General features: G+C 73.6%; 21 protein-coding genes and 1 riboswitch. Of the genes, 13 read left to right on the top strand and 8 right to left on the bottom strand.

From position 1 onward, the window contains the following. Nucleotides 1-15: 15 nt before the first annotated feature. Nucleotides 16-1356 (bottom strand): allantoinase AllB, encoded by a 1341-nt coding sequence (allB, locus tag ACIGAQ_RS02155; RefSeq protein WP_399778511.1) that lies wholly within the window; start codon nt 1354-1356, stop codon nt 16-18. 165 nt (nt 1357-1521) lie between these two features. Here allB and ACIGAQ_RS02150 point away from each other — a divergent pair, with 165 nt between their 5' ends. After that, complete coding sequence (locus ACIGAQ_RS02150) at nt 1522-2319, top strand: IclR family transcriptional regulator (protein WP_311680630.1); 798 nt, start codon at nt 1522-1524, stop codon at nt 2317-2319. Between the two features lie 256 nt (nt 2320-2575). Here the strand turns inward: ACIGAQ_RS02150 and ACIGAQ_RS02145 are convergent, their stop codons facing one another. Then, entirely contained in the window at nt 2576-2869 is a 294-nt protein-coding gene (locus tag ACIGAQ_RS02145; protein WP_394814223.1) for a DUF5955 family protein, read from the bottom strand. 231 nt (nt 2870-3100) lie between these two features. On the opposite strand from ACIGAQ_RS02145, the gene ACIGAQ_RS02140 reads away from it, so the two are divergent. Together ACIGAQ_RS02140 and aceB are read left to right on the top strand one after the other, a co-directional pair. Continuing rightward, on the top strand, nt 3101-3712 hold the full coding sequence (locus tag ACIGAQ_RS02140; RefSeq protein WP_399778509.1) for an NTP transferase domain-containing protein: 612 nt from the start codon (nt 3101-3103) through the stop codon (nt 3710-3712). A 205-nt stretch (nt 3713-3917) separates the two neighbouring features. Further along, the gene (aceB, locus tag ACIGAQ_RS02135; RefSeq protein ID WP_399778508.1) at nt 3918-5543 is read left to right on the top strand and encodes a malate synthase A; all 1626 of its coding nucleotides are present in this window, start codon (nt 3918-3920) and stop codon (nt 5541-5543) included. Between the two features lie 26 nt (nt 5544-5569). Here the strand turns inward: aceB and ACIGAQ_RS02130 are convergent, their stop codons facing one another. Both ACIGAQ_RS02130 and ACIGAQ_RS02125 read right to left on the bottom strand, forming a co-directional pair. Beyond that, nucleotides 5570-5839, bottom strand: coding sequence for a SelT/SelW/SelH family protein (locus ACIGAQ_RS02130; protein ID WP_399778506.1), 270 nt, complete (start codon nt 5837-5839; stop codon nt 5570-5572). Further along, a complete protein-coding gene (locus ACIGAQ_RS02125) occupies nt 5836-6750 on the bottom strand; it encodes a HipA family kinase (protein WP_399778504.1) in 915 nt (304 codons plus the stop codon). The genes ACIGAQ_RS02130 and ACIGAQ_RS02125 overlap by 4 nt, the downstream gene beginning before the upstream one ends. A gap of 103 nt (nt 6751-6853) precedes the next feature. Between ACIGAQ_RS02125 and ACIGAQ_RS02120 the strand changes: the two genes are divergently transcribed. Genes ACIGAQ_RS02120 through ACIGAQ_RS02105 form a run of 4 tightly spaced genes read left to right on the top strand, consistent with a single transcriptional unit; the run spans nt 6854 to nt 11402 of the window. Continuing rightward, nucleotides 6854-7420 carry an MSMEG_1061 family FMN-dependent PPOX-type flavoprotein gene (locus tag ACIGAQ_RS02120; RefSeq protein WP_362277633.1) on the top strand — a complete coding sequence of 189 codons (567 nt, stop codon included), beginning with the start codon at nt 6854-6856 and terminating at the stop codon, nt 7418-7420. Between the two features lie 51 nt (nt 7421-7471). After that, nucleotides 7472-8341: an ABC transporter ATP-binding protein gene (locus ACIGAQ_RS02115; protein WP_399778502.1), complete on the top strand. Its 870-nt coding sequence runs from the start codon at nt 7472-7474 to the stop codon at nt 8339-8341. Beyond that, the gene (locus ACIGAQ_RS02110) at nt 8338-9321 is read left to right on the top strand and encodes an ABC transporter substrate-binding protein (protein ID WP_399778500.1); all 984 of its coding nucleotides are present in this window, start codon (nt 8338-8340) and stop codon (nt 9319-9321) included. The genes ACIGAQ_RS02115 and ACIGAQ_RS02110 overlap by 4 nt, the downstream gene beginning before the upstream one ends. 8 nt (nt 9322-9329) lie before the next feature. Then, nucleotides 9330-11402 (top strand): iron ABC transporter permease, encoded by a 2073-nt coding sequence (locus ACIGAQ_RS02105; RefSeq protein ID WP_399778498.1) that lies wholly within the window; start codon nt 9330-9332, stop codon nt 11400-11402. Nucleotides 11403-11409: 7 nt separating this feature from the next. Here ACIGAQ_RS02105 and ACIGAQ_RS02100 read toward each other — a convergent pair whose 3' ends face one another. Both ACIGAQ_RS02100 and ACIGAQ_RS02095 read right to left on the bottom strand, forming a co-directional pair. Continuing rightward, complete coding sequence (locus ACIGAQ_RS02100) at nt 11410-11808, bottom strand: (2Fe-2S) ferredoxin domain-containing protein (RefSeq protein WP_362277640.1); 399 nt, start codon at nt 11806-11808, stop codon at nt 11410-11412. 62 nt (nt 11809-11870) lie between these two features. Beyond that, a riboswitch (cobalamin riboswitch) is annotated at nt 11871-11996 on the bottom strand. A 49-nt stretch (nt 11997-12045) separates the two neighbouring features. Next, nucleotides 12046-13578: an IucA/IucC family protein gene (locus ACIGAQ_RS02095; protein WP_399778496.1), complete on the bottom strand. Its 1533-nt coding sequence runs from the start codon at nt 13576-13578 to the stop codon at nt 12046-12048. Between the two features lie 100 nt (nt 13579-13678). On the opposite strand from ACIGAQ_RS02095, the gene ACIGAQ_RS02090 reads away from it, so the two are divergent. From ACIGAQ_RS02090 to ACIGAQ_RS02080, 3 genes are read left to right on the top strand one after another with little or no spacing between them, the layout of a single operon-like run. Further along, complete coding sequence (locus ACIGAQ_RS02090; protein WP_399778494.1) at nt 13679-15172, top strand: IucA/IucC family protein; 1494 nt, start codon at nt 13679-13681, stop codon at nt 15170-15172. A gap of 44 nt (nt 15173-15216) precedes the next feature. Continuing rightward, entirely contained in the window at nt 15217-16482 is a 1266-nt protein-coding gene (locus tag ACIGAQ_RS02085) for a VWA domain-containing protein (RefSeq protein WP_399778492.1), read from the top strand. After that, on the top strand, nt 16482-17273 hold the full coding sequence (locus tag ACIGAQ_RS02080) for a hypothetical protein (RefSeq protein ID WP_362277649.1): 792 nt from the start codon (nt 16482-16484) through the stop codon (nt 17271-17273). The genes ACIGAQ_RS02085 and ACIGAQ_RS02080 overlap by 1 nt, the downstream gene beginning before the upstream one ends. A 47-nt stretch (nt 17274-17320) precedes the next feature. Here ACIGAQ_RS02080 and ACIGAQ_RS02075 read toward each other — a convergent pair whose 3' ends face one another. Beyond that, the gene (locus ACIGAQ_RS02075) at nt 17321-17950 is read right to left on the bottom strand and encodes a helix-turn-helix domain-containing protein (RefSeq protein ID WP_311680609.1); all 630 of its coding nucleotides are present in this window, start codon (nt 17948-17950) and stop codon (nt 17321-17323) included. 86 nt (nt 17951-18036) lie between these two features. On the opposite strand from ACIGAQ_RS02075, the gene ACIGAQ_RS02070 reads away from it, so the two are divergent. The 3 genes from ACIGAQ_RS02070 (at nt 18037) to ACIGAQ_RS02060 (ending at nt 20458) form a co-directional block, all read left to right on the top strand. Next, entirely contained in the window at nt 18037-19245 is a 1209-nt protein-coding gene (locus ACIGAQ_RS02070) for a pyridoxal phosphate-dependent aminotransferase (protein WP_399778490.1), read from the top strand. Between the two features lie 74 nt (nt 19246-19319). Next, nucleotides 19320-19955, top strand: a complete 636-nt coding sequence (locus ACIGAQ_RS02065; RefSeq protein WP_399778488.1) for a hypothetical protein — start codon at nt 19320-19322, stop codon at nt 19953-19955. An 80-nt stretch (nt 19956-20035) separates the two neighbouring features. Beyond that, nucleotides 20036-20458: an acyl-CoA thioesterase gene (locus ACIGAQ_RS02060; protein ID WP_362277656.1), complete on the top strand. Its 423-nt coding sequence runs from the start codon at nt 20036-20038 to the stop codon at nt 20456-20458. Between the two features lie 70 nt (nt 20459-20528). Here the strand turns inward: ACIGAQ_RS02060 and ACIGAQ_RS02055 are convergent, their stop codons facing one another. Continuing rightward, nucleotides 20529-21917: a nucleobase:cation symporter-2 family protein gene (locus ACIGAQ_RS02055; RefSeq protein WP_399778486.1), complete on the bottom strand. Its 1389-nt coding sequence runs from the start codon at nt 21915-21917 to the stop codon at nt 20529-20531. Nucleotides 21918-21989 lie beyond the last annotated feature (72 nt).

Below are 21989 nucleotides of genomic sequence, written 5' to 3'. Positions count from 1 at the left end.
TGTCCGGGAGGGGAGTCAGTGGGTCCGGGTGAGGAGCCACCCCTTCGGTTCGGTGAACTCGCCGTCCGCGACGATGCGCTGCCCGCGCAGCCAGGTGGACTTCACGACGCCGTACAGGGTCCTGCCGGCGTAGGCCGTGACGCGGTTGCGGTGCTGCAGGGAGGCCGGGTCGACGGTGAAGGTCTCGTCGGGGGCGAGGACGGCGAAGTCGGCGTCGCGTCCGGCGGCAATGGCGCCCTTGCGGTCGTCGAGCCCGACCAGGGCGGCGGTCCGTGCCGACATCCAGCGGACCACGTCCTCCAGACCGTGCCCGCGCCCGCGCGCCTCGGTCCACACCGCCGCGAGGCTCAGCTGGAGCCCGGAGATGCCGCCCCAGGCCGTCGCGAAGTCGTCGGTCTTGAGGTCGGCGGTGGACGGGGAGTGGTCGGTGACGACGCAGTCGATGGTGCCGTCGGCCAGCGCCTGCCAGAGCAGGTCCTGGTTGGCGGCCTCGCGGATCGGCGGGCAGCACTTGAACTCGCTGGCGCCGTCGGGGACTTCCTCGGCGGTGAGGGTCAGGTAGTGGGGGCAGGTCTCGACGGTGATGCGCACGCCCTCGGCCCGCGCCTCGGCGATCATCGGCAGGGCGTCGCTGGAGGACAGGTGCAGCACGTGCACCCGCGCGTCCAGGGCCTTGGCCTCGCGGATGAGCCGGGCGATGGCGGTGTCCTCGGCGTCCCGGGGGCGGGAGGCGAGGAAGTCGGCGTACCGGGGACCGGGGTGCTGCGGGGCGGAGGCGAGGAGGTGGGGGTCCTCGGCGTGCACGATGAGCAGACCGCCGAAGGCTGCGATCTCGGCCATGGCGCGGGCGAGCGCGTCCTGCTCCAGGTGCGGGAACTCGTCCACGCCGGAGGGCGACAGGAACGCCTTGAAGCCGAACACGCCGGCCTCGTGCAGCGGGCGCAGGTCCTTGAGGTTGTCGGGCAGGGCGCCACCCCAGAAGCCGACGTCGATGTGCGCCTTGTCGGCGGCGACCTGCTGCTTGGTGCGCAGGTGGGCGACGGTGGTGGTGGGCGGCAGGGAGTTCAGGGGCATGTCGACGAGGGTCGTGATGCCACCGGCCGCGGCGGCGCGGGTGGCGGTCCAGAAGCCCTCCCACTCGGTGCGGCCGGGGTCGTTGACGTGCACGTGGGTGTCGACCAGCCCGGGCAGCAGGACGTGGTCGCCCAGGTCCTCCAGGCGGGCACCGCCGGGCACCGGGGCGTCGTACGGGAGGACGGCCGTGATCGTCCCGTCGGAGACCGCGACCGACGCGGCGCGGGTCCCCTCGGGAGTGATGACACGCGTCGAGCGGAGCACCAGTTCGGCGTCGGACACCGCGAACCCCTTTCTTCAACAATCTGTTGAAAGAGTCTTCACTCCCGCTCCGGCTCCGTCAAGGGCACACTGCTACAGGACGGCACCGGCGGCCGCCCCCTGGACTTTTCCACGAAGCGGAATTAACATACCGGGAAGCGAAATGCTACCCGAAAGGAACGCCCCGTGCCGACGTCCAGCGCCAGCACCACCGACTCCGCCCGGTCCTCGTCCAACGGTGGGGTCCAGTCCCTGGAGCGCGCCTTCGACCTGCTCGAACGGATGGCGGACGCGGGCGGCGAGGTCGGCCTGAGCGAGCTGTCCGCGAGCAGCGGACTGCCCCTGCCGACCATCCACCGCCTGATGCGCACGCTGGTGGCCTGCGGATACGTTCGGCAGCAGCCCAACCGGCGGTACGCGCTGGGCCCCCGCCTGATCCGCCTGGGCGAGTCGGCCTCCCGCCTGCTGGGCACCTGGGCGCGGCCGTACCTGGCGCGCCTGGTGGAGGAGACCGGCGAGACGGCGAACATGGCGCTGCTGGACGGGGACGAGATCGTCTACGTGGCGCAGGTGCCGTCGAAGCACTCGATGCGCATGTTCACGGAGGTCGGCCGGCGCGTGCTGCCGCATTCCACCGGCGTCGGCAAGGCCCTGCTGGCCGGCTTCCCGCCGGAGGAGGTGCGCGCGCTGCTGGCCCGTACGGGCATGCCCGCCGCCACGGAGAAGACGATCACGACGGCCGACGGGTTCCTCGCGGCGCTGGAGGACGTCCGCCGCCAGGGCTACGCCATCGACGACAACGAGCAGGAGATCGGGGTCCGTTGCCTCGCGGTGCCGGTGCCCGACTCCCCCACCGCCGCCGCCATCTCCATCTCCGGCCCGGCGGGCCGGGTCACGGAGGCGGCGACGGAGAAGATCGTGCCGGTGCTCCAGCAGGTCGCCGACGACCTGTCCCGGGCACTCGCCAGCCAGACCCCCGCGTAACGCGCCGGTCGGCCCCCGCGAAACGCGCTCCGGCCGGACCCCGCACAACGCGCCCCGGCCGGACCCCGCACAACGCGGCGCACACCGCCCCGCGGGACCGCGCTCCACCGGCCGGCCCGGATCCGACGCCGTGCACGGCCCACAGGGGCGTCCGCGCGCCCGGATCCGGCTCACGGCGTTCGCGAGACGCGTGTGCCCGGAGGTCGAGCTCCGCGACGGCCATCGGGGACCCGCCCGCGGCGCCGCCCGGGCCGGGCTATCCCTGCCCGCGCACCGGCCCGCCGAAGAGGTCCACCGCCCGGCGGACCTCCGCCAGGCCCGGGGAGAGCGCACTCACCGAGCCGATCGCGCCTGCGATGAGCAGCAGGGAGCGGCGCAGCCGCGGGACCTCGGGGACGCCGCCGGCGGCCATGGCCGCGAGGGCGGCCAGTTCCTCCTCGGCGATGCTCCGGTCGGCGAACTCGCCGGGATGGGCGGCCAGACGACGCCGCAGCCGGGCCACGGCGGAGCACAGCTCCGCCACCCGCGGATCCTCGTCGCCGCCGGCCACAGGCCCCTGCCGCTTCCGCTCCACGCTCCGCAACACAGTCCTCCCCCTCGCACCTCGTCGTGCGCGTGCCGCCCCGGCACCGAGCCTCCGCACCCGGCGCTGCCCGCACGCCCGGCCGGTCGGTGCGGGCGACAGTAAACGACGCGGACCACCGGGCGCCAGTCCATTGCGTCATCGACTTGCTCCGCTGCGTGACGACCTGGCCCTGGATTCGTGCGGTATGCAGGATCCATGACGACACGGAAGACGACGGACGAGGCGGCTGCGGTCGCCCTGCTGCTCGCCGCGGGGGGCGGGCGGCGGCTGGGCGGCCGCCCCAAGGCCCTGCTGCCCCACCGGGGACGTCCGCTGGTGGAGCACGCGGTGCGGATCCTGCGCGAGGGCGGCTGCACCCGTGTGCACGTGGTGCTGGGCGCACGGTCCGACGAGGTGCGCGCCCGGGCCGAGTTGGCGGACTGCGTCCTCGTCGACAACCCCGCGTGGGAGCAGGGCATGGGGACGTCCCTGCGGGCCGGACTGGAGTCGCTCGCCGGTTCGGACGCCCGGGCCGCCCTGGTCTCGCTCGTCGACCAGCCCGGCATCGGCCCGGAGGCGGTGGCCCGCGTGCTCGGGGCGTACACGGGCGAGGAATCCCTGGTGTCGGCCGCGTACGACGGGGTGCGCGGCCATCCGGTGCTGTTCGGCGCCGCGCACTGGGCCGGTGTCGCCGCGACTGCCACCGGGGACCGGGGGGCACGCGCCTACCTGAGGGAGCACGCACCGGCGCTGACGCTCGTGGAGTGCGCGGACGTGGCCCGGCCCTTCGACATCGACACCGAGGCCGACCTGGCCCACCTGGAGTGAGCGGGGTGGCACGGAGAGCCACCTTGCCTCGACCCGGAGAATCTCGACATCAACAGACCATTGAACTTCCACCATGAGGAAACTACTATCCACTGTTCAGAGGCGCCCGATGGCTCCCCGGGCGCCGAACGCCGTATCCGGGAAGACTGGCACCGGGTGCCACCGCCGGCTCGTCTTCACAGCTCGCTGAAGGAAGTGACCGTTCATGTCCGCTCCAGCGCCGTCCCCGCTGGCCATCGTCGACGCCGAGCCCCTGCCCCGGCAGGAGGAGGTCCTCACCGAAGCGGCGCTCGCCTTCGTGGCCGAGCTGCACCGGCGGTTCACTCCCCGGCGTGACGAACTCCTCGCCCGCCGTGCCGAGCGCCGCGCCGAGATCGCCCGCACCTCCACCCTCGACTTCCTCCCCGAGACCGCCGCCATCCGCGCCGACGACTCCTGGCAGGTCGCCCCGGCCCCGGACGCCCTGAACGACCGCCGGGTCGAGATCACCGGCCCCACCGACCGCAAGATGACCATCAACGCCCTCAACTCGGACGCGAAGGTGTGGCTCGCGGACTTCGAGGACGCCTCCGCGCCCACCTGGGAGAACGTCGTCACGGGCCAGCTCAACCTGATCGACGCCTACACCCGGAACATCGACTTCACGGACCCGAAGTCGGGCAAGTCCTACGCCCTGAAGGCGAACGAGGAGCTCGCCACGGTCGTCATGCGCCCGCGCGGCTGGCACCTGGACGAGCGTCACCTCGCGGACACCGACGGCACCCGCGTGCCCGGCGCGCTGGTCGACTTCGGCCTGTACTTCTTCCACAACGCCCAGCGCCTGCTCGACCTGGGCAAGGGCCCGTACTTCTACCTGCCCAAGACGGAGTCGCACCTGGAGGCACGCCTCTGGAACGACGTCTTCGTCTTCGCTCAGGAGTACTGCGGCATCCCCCACGGCACCGTCCGCGCCACGGTCCTCATCGAGACCATCACGGCCGCGTACGAGATGGAGGAGATCCTCTACGAGCTGCGCGACCACGCCTCCGGGCTGAACGCGGGCCGCTGGGACTACCTGTTCTCCATCGTCAAGAACTTCCGTGACGGCGGGGCGAAGTTCGTGCTGCCGGACCGCAACGCGGTGACGATGACGGCCCCGTTCATGCGCGCCTACACCGAACTCCTCGTCCGCACCTGCCACAAGCGCGGGGCGCACGCCATCGGCGGCATGGCGGCGTTCATCCCCTCCCGCCGGGACGCCGAGGTCAACAAGGTCGCCTTCGAGAAGGTCCGCGCCGACAAGGACCGCGAGGCGAACGACGGTTTCGACGGCTCCTGGGTCGCCCACCCCGACCTGGTGCCCATCGCCATGGAGTCCTTCGACAAGGTCCTCGGCGACAGGCCGAACCAGAAGGACCGGCTGCGCGAGGACGTCGACGTCAAGGCGGCCGACCTCATCGCCGTCGACTCGCTGGACGCCAAGCCGACGTACGCGGGCCTGGTCAACGCCGTGCAGGTCGGCATCCGTTACATCGAGGCCTGGCTGCGGGGCCTGGGCGCCGTCGCCATCTTCAACCTGATGGAGGACGCCGCCACCGCCGAGATCTCCCGCTCGCAGATCTGGCAGTGGATCAACGCGGGAGTCGTCCTGGACAACGGCGAGCGGGTCACCGCCGAGCTGGCCCGCAAGGTCGCCGCCGAGGAACTGGCGAACATCAGGGCCGAGATCGGTGAGGAGGCCTTCGCGGCCGGCACCTGGCAGCAGGCGCACGACCTGCTGCTGAAGGTCTCCCTCGACGAGGACTACGCCGACTTCCTCACGCTTCCGGCCTACGAGCAGCTCAAGGGCTGAGCAGCCGGCACCGCCCGAAGGAGCCCCTACCGTTCCGAGTGGCCCAGGGTCCTGCCCGGGGCCACTCGGTCGCGTACGACCTTCTTCACGGCCGTCGGCTCGGGGAAGCCCTGCTCGCGGCGGTCCCAGACGACCTCGTCGCCGACGCGGACCACGAACACCCCGCCCGTGCCGGGCTTCAGGGCCAGTTCCGTCAGTTCGGCCTCGAAGGTGGTCAGCAGCTCCTGCGCCAGCCAGGCCGCGCGGGGCAGCCAGCGGCACTGGGTGCAGTACTCGATCTCGACACGGCCACTCATCCCAGGTGCACCGACCAATCCTGCTGGGCCGCGGGCTTGCCGTGCAGGTCGGGGACCTGCTTGAGCCACGCGGGGCGTCCTTGCTGGTTCCGCGCCGCCCGCAGGGCCTCCTCGGCGGCGAGCTCCTCCCGGCTGGGGAAGTCGGTGGGCAGCCACGCCGCGGAGGCCCGTACGCGCGCGTGCAGGTGGGCCACGTACGCCTCGCGGGCCGCGTCCGGGGTGTTGAAGGCCGGGTCGTCGGCGAGCCAGGCGTCCGGGACCTCCGCGAGGATCCGGCGCAGCAGCTCCTCGGTGACCCTGGGCGCGAGGTCGGCGTCGGCGGCCCGGACGTCGGGCGCGTAGTGGCCGAGGGCGTGGTGGCGGAAGTCGTAGGACTTGGCGGGGTCGGTGCCGTCCCAGCGGTGGTGGAAGACGAGCGCGGCGCCGTGGTCGATGAGCCACAGGCGCGGGGGCGCCACACCCAGGGTGGGCCAGACCATGAGGTTGGAGCTGTGGACCGTGCGGTCGACGTTCACGGTCAGGGCGTCCAGCCAGACGATCCGCCCGGCCTCCAGCGGATCGACGGGGAAGGCCCGGGCGACCTCGGGGGTGAAGTCGCGGGCGCCCGGCAGGTAGTCCATGCCGAGGTTGACGCCGGCGCTGGCCGCGTGCAGGCCGCGCACCTCCTGGTGCGGCTCCTCGTCGGCGATCGCCGGGTCGAAGTGCACCAGGACCAGCTCCGGGAACCGCAGCCCGAGCGCCCGGGCCAGCTCGCCCACGATCACCTCGGCGACCAGCGCCTTGCGGCCCTGCGCGGAGCCGGTGAACTTCACGACGTACGTGCCCAGGTCGTCCGCCTCGACGATCCCGGGGACGGAACCGCCGGAGCGCAGGGGCTCGATGTAGCGGGTGGCGGTGACCTCGGACAGCATCCCCCCACCGTACCGGGCGGCGGGGCCGCGGCAGCGATCAGCCGTTCCAGGTCCGTTAAGGTTAGCAAGCCTAAGTTCGATCATCCGAGCACGGGAGCCGGCCATGCCGCACACCACCGACACCGCCGGGAACGGGCCGGGCGCAGCGCCCGATGAGGGCTGGACCGAAATCGCCTCCCGCTCCGCACTGCGCGAACTGCTGGGCGAGCCCTGGCCCGTGGTGATCGAGAAGGTCCACGACCGGCTCACCGAGCAGGACCTCGGCATCCTCGCCCGCTCCCCGTTCTGCCTGCTGGCCACCTCCGACGCGGCAGGCAACTGCGACGTCTCGCCCCGCGGGGACGCGGCCGGCTTCACGCACGTCGTCGACCCCGGCAGGATCGCCCTGCCCGAGCGGCCGGGCAACCGGCGCGGCGACAGCCTGCACAACGTCCTGGACAACCCGCACGCCGGGCTGCTGTACCTGATACCCGGCGGCAAGGAGGTCCTGCGCGTCAACGGCCGGGCCCGCGTCCTCACCGACGCCCCGTTCTTCGACGCCATGCGCCACGGCGGCCAACGTCCCGCCCTCGCCCTGCTGTTGGAGATCGACGAGATCTATCTGCACTGCCCCGCTTCGCTGCGCCGCTCGGGCGTGTGGGACCCCGCGTCCTGGCCGGCCGCCGGCTGAGCGGGGCACCCCCCTCCCGACCTGCGGTTAGGTTAGGCTAACCTTCGCCACGTGAGATCTGGTGAAGCACCCGCCGGCGGTCAGCGTCTGCGCGGGCACGAACTGTCGGCCACGGACGTGACCGTGTCGTACGACGGCGTCGACGTCGTGCACGACGCGACGATCGCGCTGCGGCCCGGCGAGGTCACCGTCCTGGTGGGCCCCAACGGCAGCGGCAAGTCGACGCTGCTGCGGACCGTCGCCCGGCTGCAGCGCGCCCGCCGGGCCGGGCTGCGGATCGACGGCGACATCGACGGCCTGGCCCTGTCCGCCCGGGAGTTCGCGCGGCACGTGGCCCTGCTGACCCAGGGCCGTCCCACCCCCAGCGGACTGACCGTGCGCGACCTCGTGGAGTTCGGCCGCTACCCCTACCGGGGCCGCTTCGGCCGTCCCGACGCCGACGCCGCGGCCGCGGTGGAACGGGCGCTGGCGCTGACCGGGGTCACGGACCTCGCCGGGCGCGGCGCCGACCACCTCTCGGGCGGGCAGTTGCAGCGCGTCTGGCTGGCGAGCTGCCTCGCGCAGGAGACCGGGGTGCTGCTGCTCGACGAGCCCACGACCTATCTCGACCTGCGCTACCAGATCGAACTCCTCGACCTCGTCCGCGACCTGGCGGACGACCACGGCATCGCCGTCGGCGTCGTCCTGCACGACCTCGACCAGGCGGCGGCGATCGCCGACCGGATCACGCTGCTCGAAGCGGGCCGGATCGTCGCCGACGGACCGCCCGAGGACGTCCTGACGCCGGAGCGCCTCACGGCCGTCTACGGCATCCGGATCGACGTCGACACCGACCCCCTCACCGGCCGGCTGCGGACCCGTCCGATCGGCCGCCACCACACCCGCACCACCCGAAGCGAAAGGCTCGGCACCACCTCATGAGACGTCTCCTGCTCACCGCGGCCACCACCACCGCCGCGGCACTCGCCCTCGCCGCCTGCGGCACCACCGAGCCGGCCGCCGACAGCTCCGGGAGCAAGGCCTCCGAGGCCATCACCCTGACCGACGCCACGGGCGCGAAGGTGAAGCTGGACGGCCCGGCGAAGAAGGTCGTCGCCACCGAGTGGAACGAGGTCGAGAGCCTGATCACCCTCGGCGTCGACCCCGTGGGCGTCGCCGACGTCAAGGGCTACAAGACCTGGGACACCGCCGTCCCGCTGAAGAACGAGCCCAAGGACATCGGCACGCGCGGCGAGCCGAGCATGGACACCATCGCCTCCCTCTCCCCCGACCTGATCGTGGCCAGCTCCGACCTGCCGGACGCGGCCGTGAAGCAGCTGCGGAAGATCGCCCCGGTGCTGGAGATCAAGTCGGCCGACGCCGCCGACCAGATCGGGCAGATGTTCAAGAACCTCGACCTGATCGCGAAGGCCACCGGCACCACCGACAGGGCTGAGGCCGCCCGCACGAGCTTCGAGGCCAAGGTCGCCGAGGGCCGCAAGGCCCTCGGCGGTGCGAAGCTCGACGGCACCGGCATCGCCTTCGCCGACGGCTACGTGACGTCCAACCAGGTCTCCATCCGTCCGTACACCAGCGGCTCCCTGATCGGCTCCGTCAACGAGGAACTCGGCCTGAAGAACGCCTGGAAGGTCAAGGGGGACCCGGCCTACGGCCTCGGCACCACCGACGTCGAGGGCCTCACGGCGCTGCCGAAGGACACCGCGTTCGCCTATATCGGCAACGACGGCGACAAGGCCAGCAACCCGTTCGCCGGGCAGCTGAAGAAGAACGCCGTGTGGACCTCCCTGCCGTTCGTGAAGGCGGGCGAGGTGCACCGGCTGCCCGACGGCATCTGGATGTTCGGCGGCCCCGGTTCGATGGAGGCGTACATCGACGCCCTCGTCGGCGCGCTGACGAAGTAACGCCCGTCATGGCCGTCACCGAAGCGCCCCCCGCCGTCCGTCCCCCCGAGGCCCCGTCCCGGTCGGGCGCGGCCGCGGTGACGGCCGGGCTCGTCCTCCTCGTCGCCGCCCTCGCGGTCGTCGACATCACCCAGGGCACCGCCGCCGTCGGGCCGGCCCAGGTGTTCAAGGCCCTGACCGGGCAGGCCGATCCGGCCGACGCGTCCGTGGTGATCGCCTCCCGGCTGCCGCGGATGACCGCGGGCGTCCTGGTCGGTGTCGTCCTCGGCATCGCGGGCGCCGTGCTGCAGGCCGTCAGCCGCAACGTGCTCGCCTCGCCCGACACCCTCGCGGTGAACGCCGGTTCGTACCTGGCGCTCGGCCTGGTCGGCGCGACCGGCGTCTCCCTGCCCCTGCTCGCCTCCTCGGGCGTGGCCTTCGCCGGCGGGCTGGTGGCCGCGGCCGTGGTGCTCGCCCTGTCCGGCCTCGGCACGGGCATCGTACGGCTGGTCCTCGCCGGTACCGCGCTCGCGCTGGGCCTGAACTCCCTGACGGAAGGCCTGCTCCTGCTGTTCCCGCAGCAGACGGAGGGCCTCTACCAGTGGAACCAGGGCAGCATCGGCCAGAACGGCTTCGACGGTGTCCTGCAGATGCTGCCCGTCGCGCTCGTCGGCGTCGCCGGGCTGCTGCTGGTCGCCCGCAGGGTCGACGCGCTCGCCCTCGGCGACGACGCGGCGCGCGGTCTCGGCGTCCCGGTGCACGCCACCCGCGTCACGGTGGTGGTGCTGGCGGCGCTGCTGTCCGCGGCGGCCGTCACGCTGGCCGGTCCCCTCGGCTACGTCGGGCTCTGCGCGCCCGCCCTGGTCCGGCCGCTCGCCCGCCGGTTCCGGGGCTTCGTCCGCGCGCGGGCCGCGCTGCCCGTGGCCGGGCTGGCCGGGGCCGCCCTGGTGCTCGGCTCGGACGTGCTGCTGCGGGCCCTGATCCCCGCGGACACGGCCGTCGGTGTGCCCACCGGCATCGTCACCAGCCTGGTCGGGGCCGTGTTCCTGGTGGCGACGGCGCTGCGACTGAAGGACACGGCCGGAGTGGAGGCCCCGGACCGGCTGCGCATCCCCGGCCGGACGGCGTTCCTGGTCACGGTGACCGCCCTGACCGCGGTGGTCGTCGGGGTCGCCCTCGCCGGTGCCCTGCTGGGCGACAGCAAGCTCCTGCTCGGCGACGTCGCCAACTGGGCGCAGGGACGCGCCGGTCAGGCCGTCTCGTTCGTCCTGGACACCCGGGTGCCGCGGGTGCTCGCGGCGCTGTGCGCGGGCGCCGCGCTCGCCCTGGCCGGCACGCTGGTGCAGGCCGTGACGCGCAATCCGCTCGCGGAGCCCGGGGTGCTGGGCGTCTCGGGCGGTGCCGCCCTCGGTGCCGTGCTGCTGGTGACCACCGTGCCCGCCGCCGGTTCCTGGGGGATCGCCGCCGCCGCGTTCGCGGGTGCGGCGCTCGCCTCCGCGGTGGTCTTCGGGCTCGCCGCCCGGGGCGGCTACCGGCAGAGCCGGCTGGTCCTCGTCGGCATCGGCATGGCCGCCGGGTCGACGGCCCTGATCAGCCTGCTCATCGTGCTGACCGACCCGTTCAACGCCACGAAGGCGCTGACCTGGCTGTCCGGTTCGACGTACGGGCGGACCACGGCGGACGTCGTGCCCGTCGCGCTCGTGCTGGCCCTGGGGGTGGCCGTCGCGGTCGCCCGGCGCACCGAGCTGGACCTCGTCTCGCTGGACGGGGACACCCCGCGCCTGCTCGGGCTCGGGCTGCCCCGGGCCCGGCTCGGTTTCCTGGTGGTGGGCGTGCTGCTGGCGGGGACCGCCGTGGCCTCGGCCGGCACCATCGGCTTCGTCGGCCTCGTCGCGCCGCACGCGGCCCGGGCCCTGGTGGGCCGTCGGCACGTGCGGGTGGTGCCGGTCGCCGTCCTGCTCGGCGCCGCGCTCGTCGGCACGGCCGACCTGCTGGGCCGGACCGTGATCGCCCCGGCCCAACTGGGCGCCGGCCTGATGACGGCCGTGATCGGCACGCCGTACTTCCTGTGGCTGCTGGTCCGCGGCCGGAGAGCGGCCTAGACCGGTGTCAGGGGCGGTCCCCGTCCCGTCGCGCCCGGGGGCTGAAGACGTACAGTCCGAGGATGTCGGGCAGCGGGGCCACGCCGGGGCCGCCGGCGCGGACCCACGCGACGACGTCCTCGGTGGCGGCCGGGTCGTTGACGAGGCCGAGCCAGACGGGCCGGGCGCCGGCGGCCCGGCCCGCGGCGGAGGGCTGCACGACGACGACGTTGGCCTGGTCGCAGACGTCGAGGCAGTCGGAGATCCGCACCGGGGCCGCCGCGCGCAGACGCGCGGTCTGGGCCGCGTGGTCGATGCCTCTCACCTTGGGGCTGCCGCAGCAGCAGTCACGGCAGACGACGACCCGGCACGGCGGGGCATCGCCGCGGGGGTCGTCCAGGGGTTCGCCGGCCGGCGTCGCGGGCATGCCGCACCTGCCCTCTCTCCGGGGAGATCCGCCCCGGTGGTCCGTGGAGGAGGCCACCGCGTGAGTCTCCTGGCTCTCGGGTCGCCGCCGGTCCCGGCCTTCCCACCCGCTCGCGGGCAGTGGCCTCTCGGGACCGGCTCGCCGATCACAGTGGCGGGACCGCGCCGGATTCACACCGGCTTCCTCGTCCGCCGTCGCCTTTGTCGCCGGTCATCATTCCACGGGGCCGTGCCGGGGTCAGGACCGCCTGAGCGGGTTCGGCAGCGGCAGGTAGCGTGCGTCGGCGCCGTCGGCTCCCGTCCAGCGCAGCAGCAGGTTCGTCTTGGCCGGGAGCGCCGGGGAGGCGAGCAGGGCGGGGATCTCCGGCAGGTCGTGCCGGGCGAGTTCGCGGCGGACGGCGGGCCAGGGATCGAAGCCGGGCCGGCGTTCGGCGAGGGCGCCCGCGATCTCGGTGAGGTGGTTGACGACCAGGCAGTACACCAGCCGTTCCCAGCCGGCCGCGCGCTCCACGTCCGGCAGCAGCTTCACGCCCTCGGCGTCCCGGTACAGCACCTGCACGGGCACACCGTCGGCGTCCACGGCGACCAGCGTGTTCTGCAGATGGGCCTCGACGACGACGCCGTGCCCGGCGAAGGCCGCCAGGACCGGGGGCACGGCGTGCGCCAGATAGGCCTCCCACCAGGGCTCCGGGTCGGTGACCCGGTCGAGCGGGTTGCCGTCGAAGCCCTCGACGAGACCGGCCGCGAGCAGCGGCGTCGCCCCGGGCACGAGGCGGCCGGCGAAGCCGTCGCGGACCAGGACGGCCAGGGCCTCGAAGGCGAAACCGGCGGTGCGGTACCCGCGGTCGCCGAGCCAGCCGGGCGGGCCGTCGTACGCCGCGAAGGCCGCGCTCGTGGCGGTGTCGGTCCGGCGCAGGGCGAGCAGGTCGTGACGCCACAGCCGGCGGATGTCGTTGGTGATGCGCACGTCCAGGCTGAACTTCAGGAACAGGTCCCGCTCGGGGGCGTAGAGGGTGCGGATCGCGGCGGTCGGCCAGGTGTGGAAGGCCGTGGTGCCGAGCCGGAGGAGCCTGCCGTCCGCGAAGGCGGGGGCCAGCTCCCGGGCGGCCAGGTCGAGCTGCCAGGGGTGGGCGGGCAGCAGCCGGTAGCCGGGCGGGGCCGTGCCGAGGGCGTCGAGGGCGGAGGTGTCACCCTCCTCCACGACGGTGTCCGCGCGCAGCCCGAGCAGCACCAGCGGGAAGCGGGCATACGCCTCGGGCGCGTACGGCAGCCAGTCCGCCGCGGGACCGCCGCCGCGGGCCTTGGGCGCGGGGTGGTGGGTGTGACCGGTGAGCAGGCACTGCTCGGACCGCCGGTAGAGGTCCTCGGGCGGGGTGGTCCCGGCGCGGGCGGCGAGCAGCGCGGCCACCACGTCCCGGCTGTCGGTCATCTCGGCGGGCAGAGCGGGGTGGTCCAGACCGGTGTGCCGGCGCAGTTCCGCGGCGACCAGGCCGACCAGCTCGGCGTGGCCGAGGCGCCGCCAGGTGCCCGCCTCCTCGATCTCGGGCTCGGCCGGCCGCCGGCTGCCGCGCACGCGCAGCAGCCGGTCCGTGCCGGGCAGGTGGTGGACGCGGTGTCCGTCCTCCTCGCGCACCGGCCGGGCGACCTCGCGCAGCAGGCAGTTGAGCAGGGGCACGGCGGCGTACGCGTCGGCGAGATCGCCGATGGCCGGGTCGTCACCGTGGGCCGAGTCGTCGTCGGCGGGCGGGGGCATGAGGTCCACGCGTTCCACTCGTCCCTACGGTCCTTCCAGCGTTCCGGGCGGAGATGATCAGTATGTCGGTCGTCGCCATTCCGCTGTGACGCCCTATTCGTACCCGAGGAGTCCGCCCGTGCACCGTCCCCCCTGCGCCGAGACCGAGGTCGCCGACGAGCTGTCCGTCGTGCGGCCCGGGCTGCTGCCGCGGTACGAGGCCGAACTGCCCGGCGCCCGGGCGGCCGTGCTGTCCCGCCTGTGGCGCGGCCTGACCCATGATCCACTGCCCTGGGTGCGGGGCGGTGAGCGGGGCCGGGACGGACTGACCCTGTGCCTCGCCGACGGCCGCCGGCTGCACGGTCCGCTGCCGGATCCGTACGCGACCGGGGCGTACGTCACGGCCGTACGGCTCGACGGGACGGAGTACGACGATCCGGCGCGGCTGGTGACCGCCCTGGGGGTGCCGCACTCCGCCTCCTTCGCGGCCGAACTCGGGCACAGCGTCGCCTCCCTGGCGTTGTCGCGGGCGGGGCAGGAGGGCGAGCGGGGGGCGTGGCCGGAGCGGGACTGGGAGTGGGAGCAGCGGATCGTCGACGGGCACCCGTTCCACCCGACCTGCCGCTCCCGGCCCGGCTTCTCGGTCGCCGAGCAGCTTGCCTACGGGCCCGAGCACCGGCCGGTGGTGGAGCTGGGGCTGGTGCCGGTGCCGGCGGCGGAGTGCCTGGTCACCGGCGGGTGGCCGGACGAACTGCGGGACGGCGGGCGGCTGGTGCTGCCGGTGCACCCCTGGCAGGCGGCCCATGTGCTGAAGCGGACGTGCGAGGAACACCGTCCGGGGCATCCGCTGATGTCCCTGCGGACGCTGGCCCTGCCCGGCGGGCCGCACGTCAAGACCTCGCTGAGCGCCCGGCTGACGTCCTCGGTGCGGGACATCTCGCTGCCCTCGGTGGCCGCCTCCGCGCTGCTGTCGGACTTCGCCGGACTCCCGGCCGCGCGCACGGACGGGCTGCTGCACGTCACCCGCACCCTGGGCGCGGCGGCGGCCGGTTCCCCCGACTTCGCGGCCGTGCTGCGGGAGTCGCCGCAGACGTACGCCGGCGACGGCGAGCGCGTGCTGCCGGTGGCGGCCCTCGCCACCACCGAACTGGCCCGTTCCCCCGCCTGGCTGGCCGGTTTCGCCCGTCTCGCCCTCACGGTCGGCCTGCGGCTGCTGGAGCTGGGGGTGGCCCTGGAGGCGCACGGCCAGAACCTCCTGGTCGTCCTCTCGGCGGCGGGCGAGCCGCTGCGGCTGGTCTACCGCGACCTGGCCGACATCCGCGTCAGCCCGGCGCGCCTCGCGCGGCACGGCATCGCGGTGCCGGAGCTGCCGGCCCGCATGGTCACGGACGACGAACGCGTCCTGCGCCGCAAGCTGTTCGGCTCCCTGGTGGCGGGCGCGCTGGCCGGGACGGCCGGGTCGGGCCGGGCACTCGCGGCGGCGCTGCGGACGGCCGCCGGGGACCTGCCGGAGACCGCGGACCTGGCGGCCCTGCGGGCGGAGCCCTTGCCCGCCAAGGCGCTGACGCTGATGCGGCTCTCGCCGCGGACACCCGGGGACCAGTGGGCGGAACTGCCCAATCCGCTGCGCTGACTGCCGTTTTGGAGGACGGCCCGAGTGATCAATAGGATCCGCCGATGATCACACGTACACGGCTGGCGGCGGGCGCCTGTGCCCTGCTCGCCGCCCTGACCGCCGGGATCGCCGTCCCGGCCGGGGCGGCCGCCGGTGAACCCACGGGCCGGGACGCCCCCAAGGTCGACCTCGTCCTCGATGTGAGCGGCTCGATGCGGGCCCGGGACATCGACGGGCAGTCGCGGATGGCCGCCGCGAAGCAGGCGTTCAACGAGGTGCTGGACGCGACGCCGGAGGAGGTCGAGCTCGGTATCCGCACCCTCGGTGCGAACTACCCCGGGGACGACCGCAGGACCGGCTGCAAGGACACCGCGCAGCTCTACCCGGTGGGGCCGCTCGACCGCACCGAGGCGAAGGCGGCCGTCGCCACGCTCGCCCCGACCGGCTGGACGCCGATCGGCCCGGCCCTGCTGAAGGCGGCCGACGACCTGGACGGCGGTGACGGCTCCAAGCGCATCGTGCTGATCAGTGACGGCGAGGACACCTGCGCCCCGCTCGACCCGTGCGAGGTCGCCCGCGAGATCGCCGCCAAGGGCATCGGCCTGACCATCGACACGCTCGGCCTGGTGCCGACCGCGAAGCTGAGCCGGCAGCTGAGCTGCATCGCCGAGGCCACCGGCGGCACCTACACCTCGGTGCAGCACCAGGACGAACTCACCGACCGGGTGAACGAGTTGGTGGACCGGGCGGCCGATCCGGTGGTGACGCCGGTGCCGGCCGAGGGCGCGGACCGGTGCGTCGAGGCACCGGTTCTGAAGGCGGGCCTGTACACGGACCGGGAGGGGTTCGGGCAGCAGCGCTGGTACCGGGTGGACGTCCCGCCGGGCAAGGAGCTGCGCGCGTCGGTGAGCGTGGCGGCCGACCGGGCCGTGAACCCCGGCTACGGCGTGCTGCTGCGGGCCGTCACGGTCAAGGGTCGCGAGATCGTGCGCGGCGAGGCGGCGGGCACCGGCCGTACGGACGTGATCTCGACGGGTCTGCGCTACCCGAAGGCCGGGAGCGACGACGAGGACGCTCCCGCCGAGGTGGTCTGCCTGGCCGTCTCACACTCCTTCTCGGCGGCGCCCGGCGTGCAGAGCACGCCCGGCCTGCCGCTGGAGCTGACCGTCGACGTGGTGGACGGTCCCGACGACGCGGCCGACGTGGCCGCCTTCGGCCTGGGCCGCGGCTGGTGGCTGCTGGGTGTGCTCATCCTGACCGGTTTCCTGGCCGGTCTCGTCTGGGGCTGGCTGTCGCGCTGGCGGGTCGCCGTCTGGAGGACCAACTGATGCGAGTAGTACGCGCGTTCGGCGCCGCGTTGCTGACCCTGGGCCTGGCGGCCGCCCCGGCCGCCGCCGACGCCTCACCGGGTCCCTCGCAGGACGGCTCGGCGGGCCCCACGCGGGCGGGCACCTCCTTCCGTACCGCGACGGGGATCGAGCCGGGGCAGGAGGCCACGGCCGGCGGCTCCACCGGTGACTACCTGTACTGGTCGTTCCCCGCGGACACCGGGCAGCGCCCCACGGTCAGGGCGACGGTGAAACTGCCGGACACCCACGTCTCCCAGACCTGGCAGATCGACGTCTACGACGGTCTGCGCCGCCGTCAGGCCTGCCGGTACGGGGCCCAGACGCGCACGGCGGCGGCGGACGCGGCCTCGGTGGAGCTGGCCTGCGCGCTGCGCACCGTCCGCGCCTGGTCCGAGCCGTGGGCGAACGACCCGTTGCCCGGCACGTACTACATCCGGCTGACGGCCACGGGCGTCGCCGCCTCCGACCTCGGCCTCCCGGTGGACACCAGGGTCCGGGTGGAGTCCGTGGACGTCGGCGGCGCGGCAGCGGTGGACGGTTCCCTGGCCGAGCCGCTGGTGCCCGGGATCGCGGCGAAGCCCGAGGAGGAGCGTCAGGACGCGGCGGCGCCGGCCGGACTCGAACCCGAGGACGGCTGGAGTTCCGGCTGGTGGTCGGACCGGTGGGTGTGGACCGCCCTGGGCGGCGCGCTGGCCGCGCTGGCGGGGGTCGCCGGATACGCCCTGACCCGCGGCCCGGGCCGCCCGGCCCGCGTTCCGCCGGGCGCCTGACCGGACCTGACACCCTTGCGGAAGGCCCGCCCCGTGCGGGCCTTCTCTCATGCCTCGCGGAGGGTCTTCGCCAGGGTGCCCTCGCCGGTCACCTCGACCCGGCCCTCGCGCACCGCCCGCACCAGGTCCAGCTCCCCCCGGCCGAGGGCCGCGCACGTGGCGGTGTCCAGGACCAGCAGGGCGTCGGGCTCCGCGGGGGCGGGTCCGTCGCCGTACACCGGGCCTTCCCCGGCACCGGCGTGCACATGGAACCGCCCTTCCTCCAGGCGCACTTCGACGAGCCCTTCCTTCCCCTCCAGCAGGCGCAGCAGGGGCAGCGCGAACCAGTGCGCCCGTACGGCGTCCGTCGGCCGGCGCTCACCGAGTTCGTCCTGCCCCCACTCCCCCAGGGCCTGCAGCACCGGCAGCAACGCACGCCCTCGCGCGGTGAGTTCGTAGACGTTCGCCGCACCGGGCGGCGGGAGCCGGCGCCGGGTCGCCAGGCCGTCGCGCTCCATGTCCCTCAGCCGCGAGGCGAGTACGTCCGTGCTGACGCCGGGCAGGTCCGCGTGCAGGTCGGTGTAGCGACGGGGACCGGCGAGCAGTTCCCGGACGATCAGCAGGGTCCAGCGGTCGCCGACGACGTCGAGCGCGCGGGCGGCGGAGCAGTACTGGTCGTAGCTTCGGCGAGGTGGCATGCGACGCAGTCTAGACAAGTTGTTGGACTTTCCAAGCGCCCACTTGGTAAAACCAAGCGACACAGTCGGCAGAGGAGAAGCGGCGCATGGAGTTCCGGCAGTCGAGCAAGCTCAGCGAGGTCTGTTACGAGATCCGCGGCCCGGTGATCGAGCACGCCAACGCGCTGGAGGAGGCCGGCCACAGCGTGCTGCGCCTGAACACCGGCAACCCCGCGCTCTTCGGGTTCGAGGCGCCGGAGGAGATCCTGCAGGACATGATCCGGATGCTGCCCCGGGCGCACGGCTACACCGACTCGCGCGGCATCCTCTCCGCCCGCCGCGCGGTCGCCCAGCGCTACCAGACCCTGGGCCTGGAGGTCGGCGTCGACGACGTCTTCCTCGGCAACGGCGTGTCCGAACTGGTGTCGATGGCCGTGCAGGCCCTCGTCGAGGACGGCGACGAGGTCCTGATCCCCGCGCCGGACTTCCCCCTGTGGACGGCCGTGACGACCCTCGCCGGCGGCAAGGCGGTCCACTACCTCTGCGACGAGCAGGCCGACTGGTACCCCGACCTCGACGACATGGCCGCGAAGATCACCGACCGCACCAGGGCCGTCGTGATCATCAACCCGAACAACCCCACCGGCGCGGTCTACCCCAGGGAGATCGTCGAGGGCATCCTCGACCTCGCCCGCCGCCACGGCCTGATGGTCTTCGCCGACGAGATCTACGACCAGATCCTCTACGACGACGCCGTGCACCACTCGGCCGCCGCGCTCGCCCCGGACCTGGTCGTCCTCACCTTCTGCGGCCTGTCCAAGACCTACCGCGTGGCGGGCTTCCGCTCCGGCTGGCTGGTGGTCACGGGCCCCAGGCAGCACGCCAGGGACTACCTGGAGGGGCTGACCATGCTGGCCTCCATGCGGCTGTGCGCCAACGCGCCCGCCCAGTACGCCATCCAGGCAGCGCTCGGCGGCCGGCAGTCCATCACCGAGCTGACCGGGCCCGGCGGTCGGCTGCTGGAGCAGCGGGACACGGCCTGGCGGAAGCTCAACGAGATCCCCGGCGTGACCTGCGTGAAGCCGAAGGGCGCCCTGTACGCCTTCCCGCGCCTGGACCCCAAGGTCCACCGGATCCACGACGACGAGAGGTTCGTCCTGGACCTGCTGCTGCGGGAGAAGATCCAGGTGGTGCAGGGCACCGGCTTCAACTGGCCGTCCCCGGACCACTTCCGCATCCTCACGCTGCCCCACGCCGACGACCTGGAGGCGGCGATCGGGCGGATCGGGCGGTTCCTCGGCGGCTATCGCCAGTAGAGCGGGTGTCAGTGGCGGGCCGTAGCCTTCGAGCAGGTGGGCCGCAGCCGAGACCGGCCGGAGAGGAGCACGCCGTGACCAGACCGCCGACCGCCGCGCAGCGGCGTGTCATCGACGCCGCCGACCCCGTGACCGGACGCCTGCGGGGTACGCCGGCGCAGCTCGCGGCGCTGGTGCAGCGGGGTCTCGCCTTCCGCCACCCCCGCCCGCCGCACGAGCACTTCCTGACGCCGGAGGGGCACCGGATCCGCCAGGGCATCACCCGGGAGCCCGAGCCCGCGGCGCCCGGGGAGCGCGCCGCCCCGGCCGGGGTGTTCGCGGCCCGCACGGGAGGCGAGCCGGATCCACCGCCGCCCGGGCCCGCCCGGCGCCGGGAGGTGCACAGCGCCTGGCAGGGGCTGCTGGAGCTGCGCCGGATGACCAACCCGGACGCGGCGGCGGACCGGCCGTGCGGCTGGGAGCGTGCGCACCTGGTGTCCGCCGCCGCGCTCGCGCTGGAGGCGGCGGGCCACCACCCGGCCGGCCCGGACGGCGAGGGCTACCGGGTGCGGGAGACACCGCAGCCGGAGGCCGTCGCCGTGTACGAGCCGGACGGCGAGGCGCTGCGGACCTGCGCGGCCACGCTTCAGGAGGCAGGGTGGCAGGTGAGCGAGCACCGCGAGCCGCGCACCGGCATCCGGTATCTGCTGGCTTCGCCCCGCCGGGCGTGATGAACATGCCAAGATCGGTGGATCGTTGCGCAGTGCACGGGACTCCCGTGCGGGAGAGTCCGGCGCGAGAAGGGAAAGCCGTGAGCGAGCCGTTTTCCGTCCCAGTGACCGTCCGTGGCTACGAGACGGACGTGCAGGGGCACCTCAACCAGGCGGTCTATCTGAACTACGCGGAGCACGCCCGCTGGTCACTGCTGCGGGCGGCCGGGATCAGCCAGTCCGCCCTCATCGGCAGCGGCGTCGGCCCGGTCGCCCTGGAGACGACCATCCGCTACCTGCGCGAGCTCCTCGCGGGTGACGAGGCCGAGGTGACCTGCGCCTTCCTCTGGAGCGGCGGCAAGACCTTCCGGATCGAGCAGAGCGTGGTGAAGACCGACGGCACGGTGGCCGCCGAGATCTCGGCGGTCGGCGGGATCCTGGACCTGGAGAAGCGCAAGCTGGTCGCCGACCCCGCCGAGGTCTTCCGGAAGCTGGCCTCCGACCCGGGCCTGTTCGGGCTCTGAGCCGGACCGTTCCGGCCTCGGTCGACCCATGGTCGGCCGAGGCCGGAACGCGGAGCGGAGTTCCGCGGGCTCAGGACGCGGTCGCCGCCTTGGGCGTGCCCGTGAGCTCCTCGCCCGCCTCCATCGGGTGGGTCACGTCGTGGGCGTCCCGGCCGCTCCTGCCCAGGTGGTTGAAGACCAGGTTCAGCAGCACCGCCGCCACGCAGCCGGTGGAGATGCCGGAGTCGAGGACGATCCGGGCCGTCTCGGGGAAGGCGTGGTAGAACTCCGGCGCCGTGATGGGGACGATGCCGACGGCCAGGGAGACGGCGACGATCAGGACGTTGTTGTCCTTGTCCAGACCCGCCCGGACCAGGGTCTGGATGCCGCTGGCCGCGACCGAGCCGAACAGGACCACGCCCGCCCCGCCGAGCACCGGGCGCGGTACGACGGCGATCAGTGAGGCGGCCATCGGGCACAGGCCCATGAGCACCAGGAAGCCGCCGCCCGCGGCGACGACGTACCGGCTGCGGATCTTCGTCATGGCCACCAGGCCGATGTTCTGTGCGAAGGCGCTGCACATGAAGCCGTTGAAGAGAGGGCTGATCGCCGAGCCGAGGGTGTCGGCGCGCAGTCCGGCGGCGATGGTCTTCTCGTCGGCCGGGCGGTCGACGATCTCCCCGAGCGCCAGCATGTCGGCGGTCGACTCGGTCATCGACACCACCATCACCACGCACATCGAGAGGATCGCGGCGAGCTGGAACTGCGGGGCGCCGAAGTGGAACGGCGTCGGGAAGCCGATGACGTCCGCGTCCGCCACCGGGCCGAAGTCCGTGACGCCGAACGGGATCGCGATCAGGGTGCCGGCGACCAGGCCCAGCAGCACGGCGATCTGCTTGACGAAGCCGCGGGTGAACCGGCGCAGCAGCAGCACGATCAGCAGGGTCACGCCCGCGAGGCCGAGGTTCGTCGCCGAGCCGAAGTCGTCGGCGGCCGGGTTCGGTCCCTGCGCCCAGCCGAAGGCGACGGGCAGCAGGGATATGCCGATGAGGGTGATCACGGAGCCGGTGACGACCGGCGGGAAGAAGCGGATCGCCTTGCAGAAGACGGGGGCGGCGAGGAAGCCCAGGAGTCCGGCGACGATGACCGCGCCGAAGATGACCGGCAGGGCGTCGGACTTGTCCTCGGTGGCGGCGACGATCGCCGTCATCGGGGCGACACCGGCGAAGGTGACGCCGTTGACGAACGGCAGCCGGGCGCCGATCTTCCAGATGCCGAGGGTCTGCAGGAAGGTGGCGAGGCCCGCGGTGAACAGGCAGGCGCCGGTGAGGAAGGTCAGGTCGGTGGCGGAGAGGCCGATGGCCGCGCCGACGATCAGGGGTGGGGCGACGACTCCGGCGTACATGGCGGCCACGTGCTGCAGGCCGGTCGTCGCCATCTTGAGCGCGGGGAGTTTCTCGTCAACGGGGTGGTCGGCCACGGCGGCGTCCCTCCGGTCGGTTACACGGCTGCGCCGAGCGGCGCCCGTGGGTGTCAAGGAGGTGGTGCGGGT

It is taken from the genome of Streptomyces sp. NPDC085932 (assembly GCF_044540525.1).
Taxonomy (GTDB): Bacteria; Actinomycetota; Actinomycetes; order Streptomycetales; family Streptomycetaceae; genus Streptomyces; species Streptomyces levis.
The sequence above is the reverse complement of the archived record's forward strand: the minus strand, read 5'-3'. Positions and strand labels throughout refer to the sequence as shown.

Excerpts from the sequence above, each read along its gene's own strand:
- ACIGAQ_RS02140 (WP_399778509.1), top strand. The coding sequence starts at position 3,101 with ATGACGACACGGAAGACGACGGACGAGGCGGCTGCGGTCGCCCTGCTG.
- aceB (WP_399778508.1), top strand. The coding sequence starts at position 3,918 with ATGTCCGCTCCAGCGCCGTCCCCGCTGGCCATCGTCGACGCCGAGCCC.
- ACIGAQ_RS02130 (WP_399778506.1), bottom strand. The coding sequence starts at position 5,839 with ATGAGTGGCCGTGTCGAGATCGAGTACTGCACCCAGTGCCGCTGGCTG.
- ACIGAQ_RS02125 (WP_399778504.1), bottom strand. The coding sequence starts at position 6,750 with ATGCTGTCCGAGGTCACCGCCACCCGCTACATCGAGCCCCTGCGCTCC.
- ACIGAQ_RS02120 (WP_362277633.1), top strand. The coding sequence starts at position 6,854 with ATGCCGCACACCACCGACACCGCCGGGAACGGGCCGGGCGCAGCGCCC.
- ACIGAQ_RS02110 (WP_399778500.1), top strand. The coding sequence starts at position 8,338 with ATGAGACGTCTCCTGCTCACCGCGGCCACCACCACCGCCGCGGCACTC.
- ACIGAQ_RS02105 (WP_399778498.1), top strand. The coding sequence starts at position 9,330 with ATGGCCGTCACCGAAGCGCCCCCCGCCGTCCGTCCCCCCGAGGCCCCG.
- ACIGAQ_RS02100 (WP_362277640.1), bottom strand. The coding sequence starts at position 11,808 with ATGCCCGCGACGCCGGCCGGCGAACCCCTGGACGACCCCCGCGGCGAT.
- ACIGAQ_RS02085 (WP_399778492.1), top strand. The coding sequence starts at position 15,217 with ATGATCACACGTACACGGCTGGCGGCGGGCGCCTGTGCCCTGCTCGCC.
- ACIGAQ_RS02080 (WP_362277649.1), top strand. The coding sequence starts at position 16,482 with ATGCGAGTAGTACGCGCGTTCGGCGCCGCGTTGCTGACCCTGGGCCTG.
- ACIGAQ_RS02075 (WP_311680609.1), bottom strand. The coding sequence starts at position 17,950 with ATGCCACCTCGCCGAAGCTACGACCAGTACTGCTCCGCCGCCCGCGCG.
- ACIGAQ_RS02070 (WP_399778490.1), top strand. The coding sequence starts at position 18,037 with ATGGAGTTCCGGCAGTCGAGCAAGCTCAGCGAGGTCTGTTACGAGATC.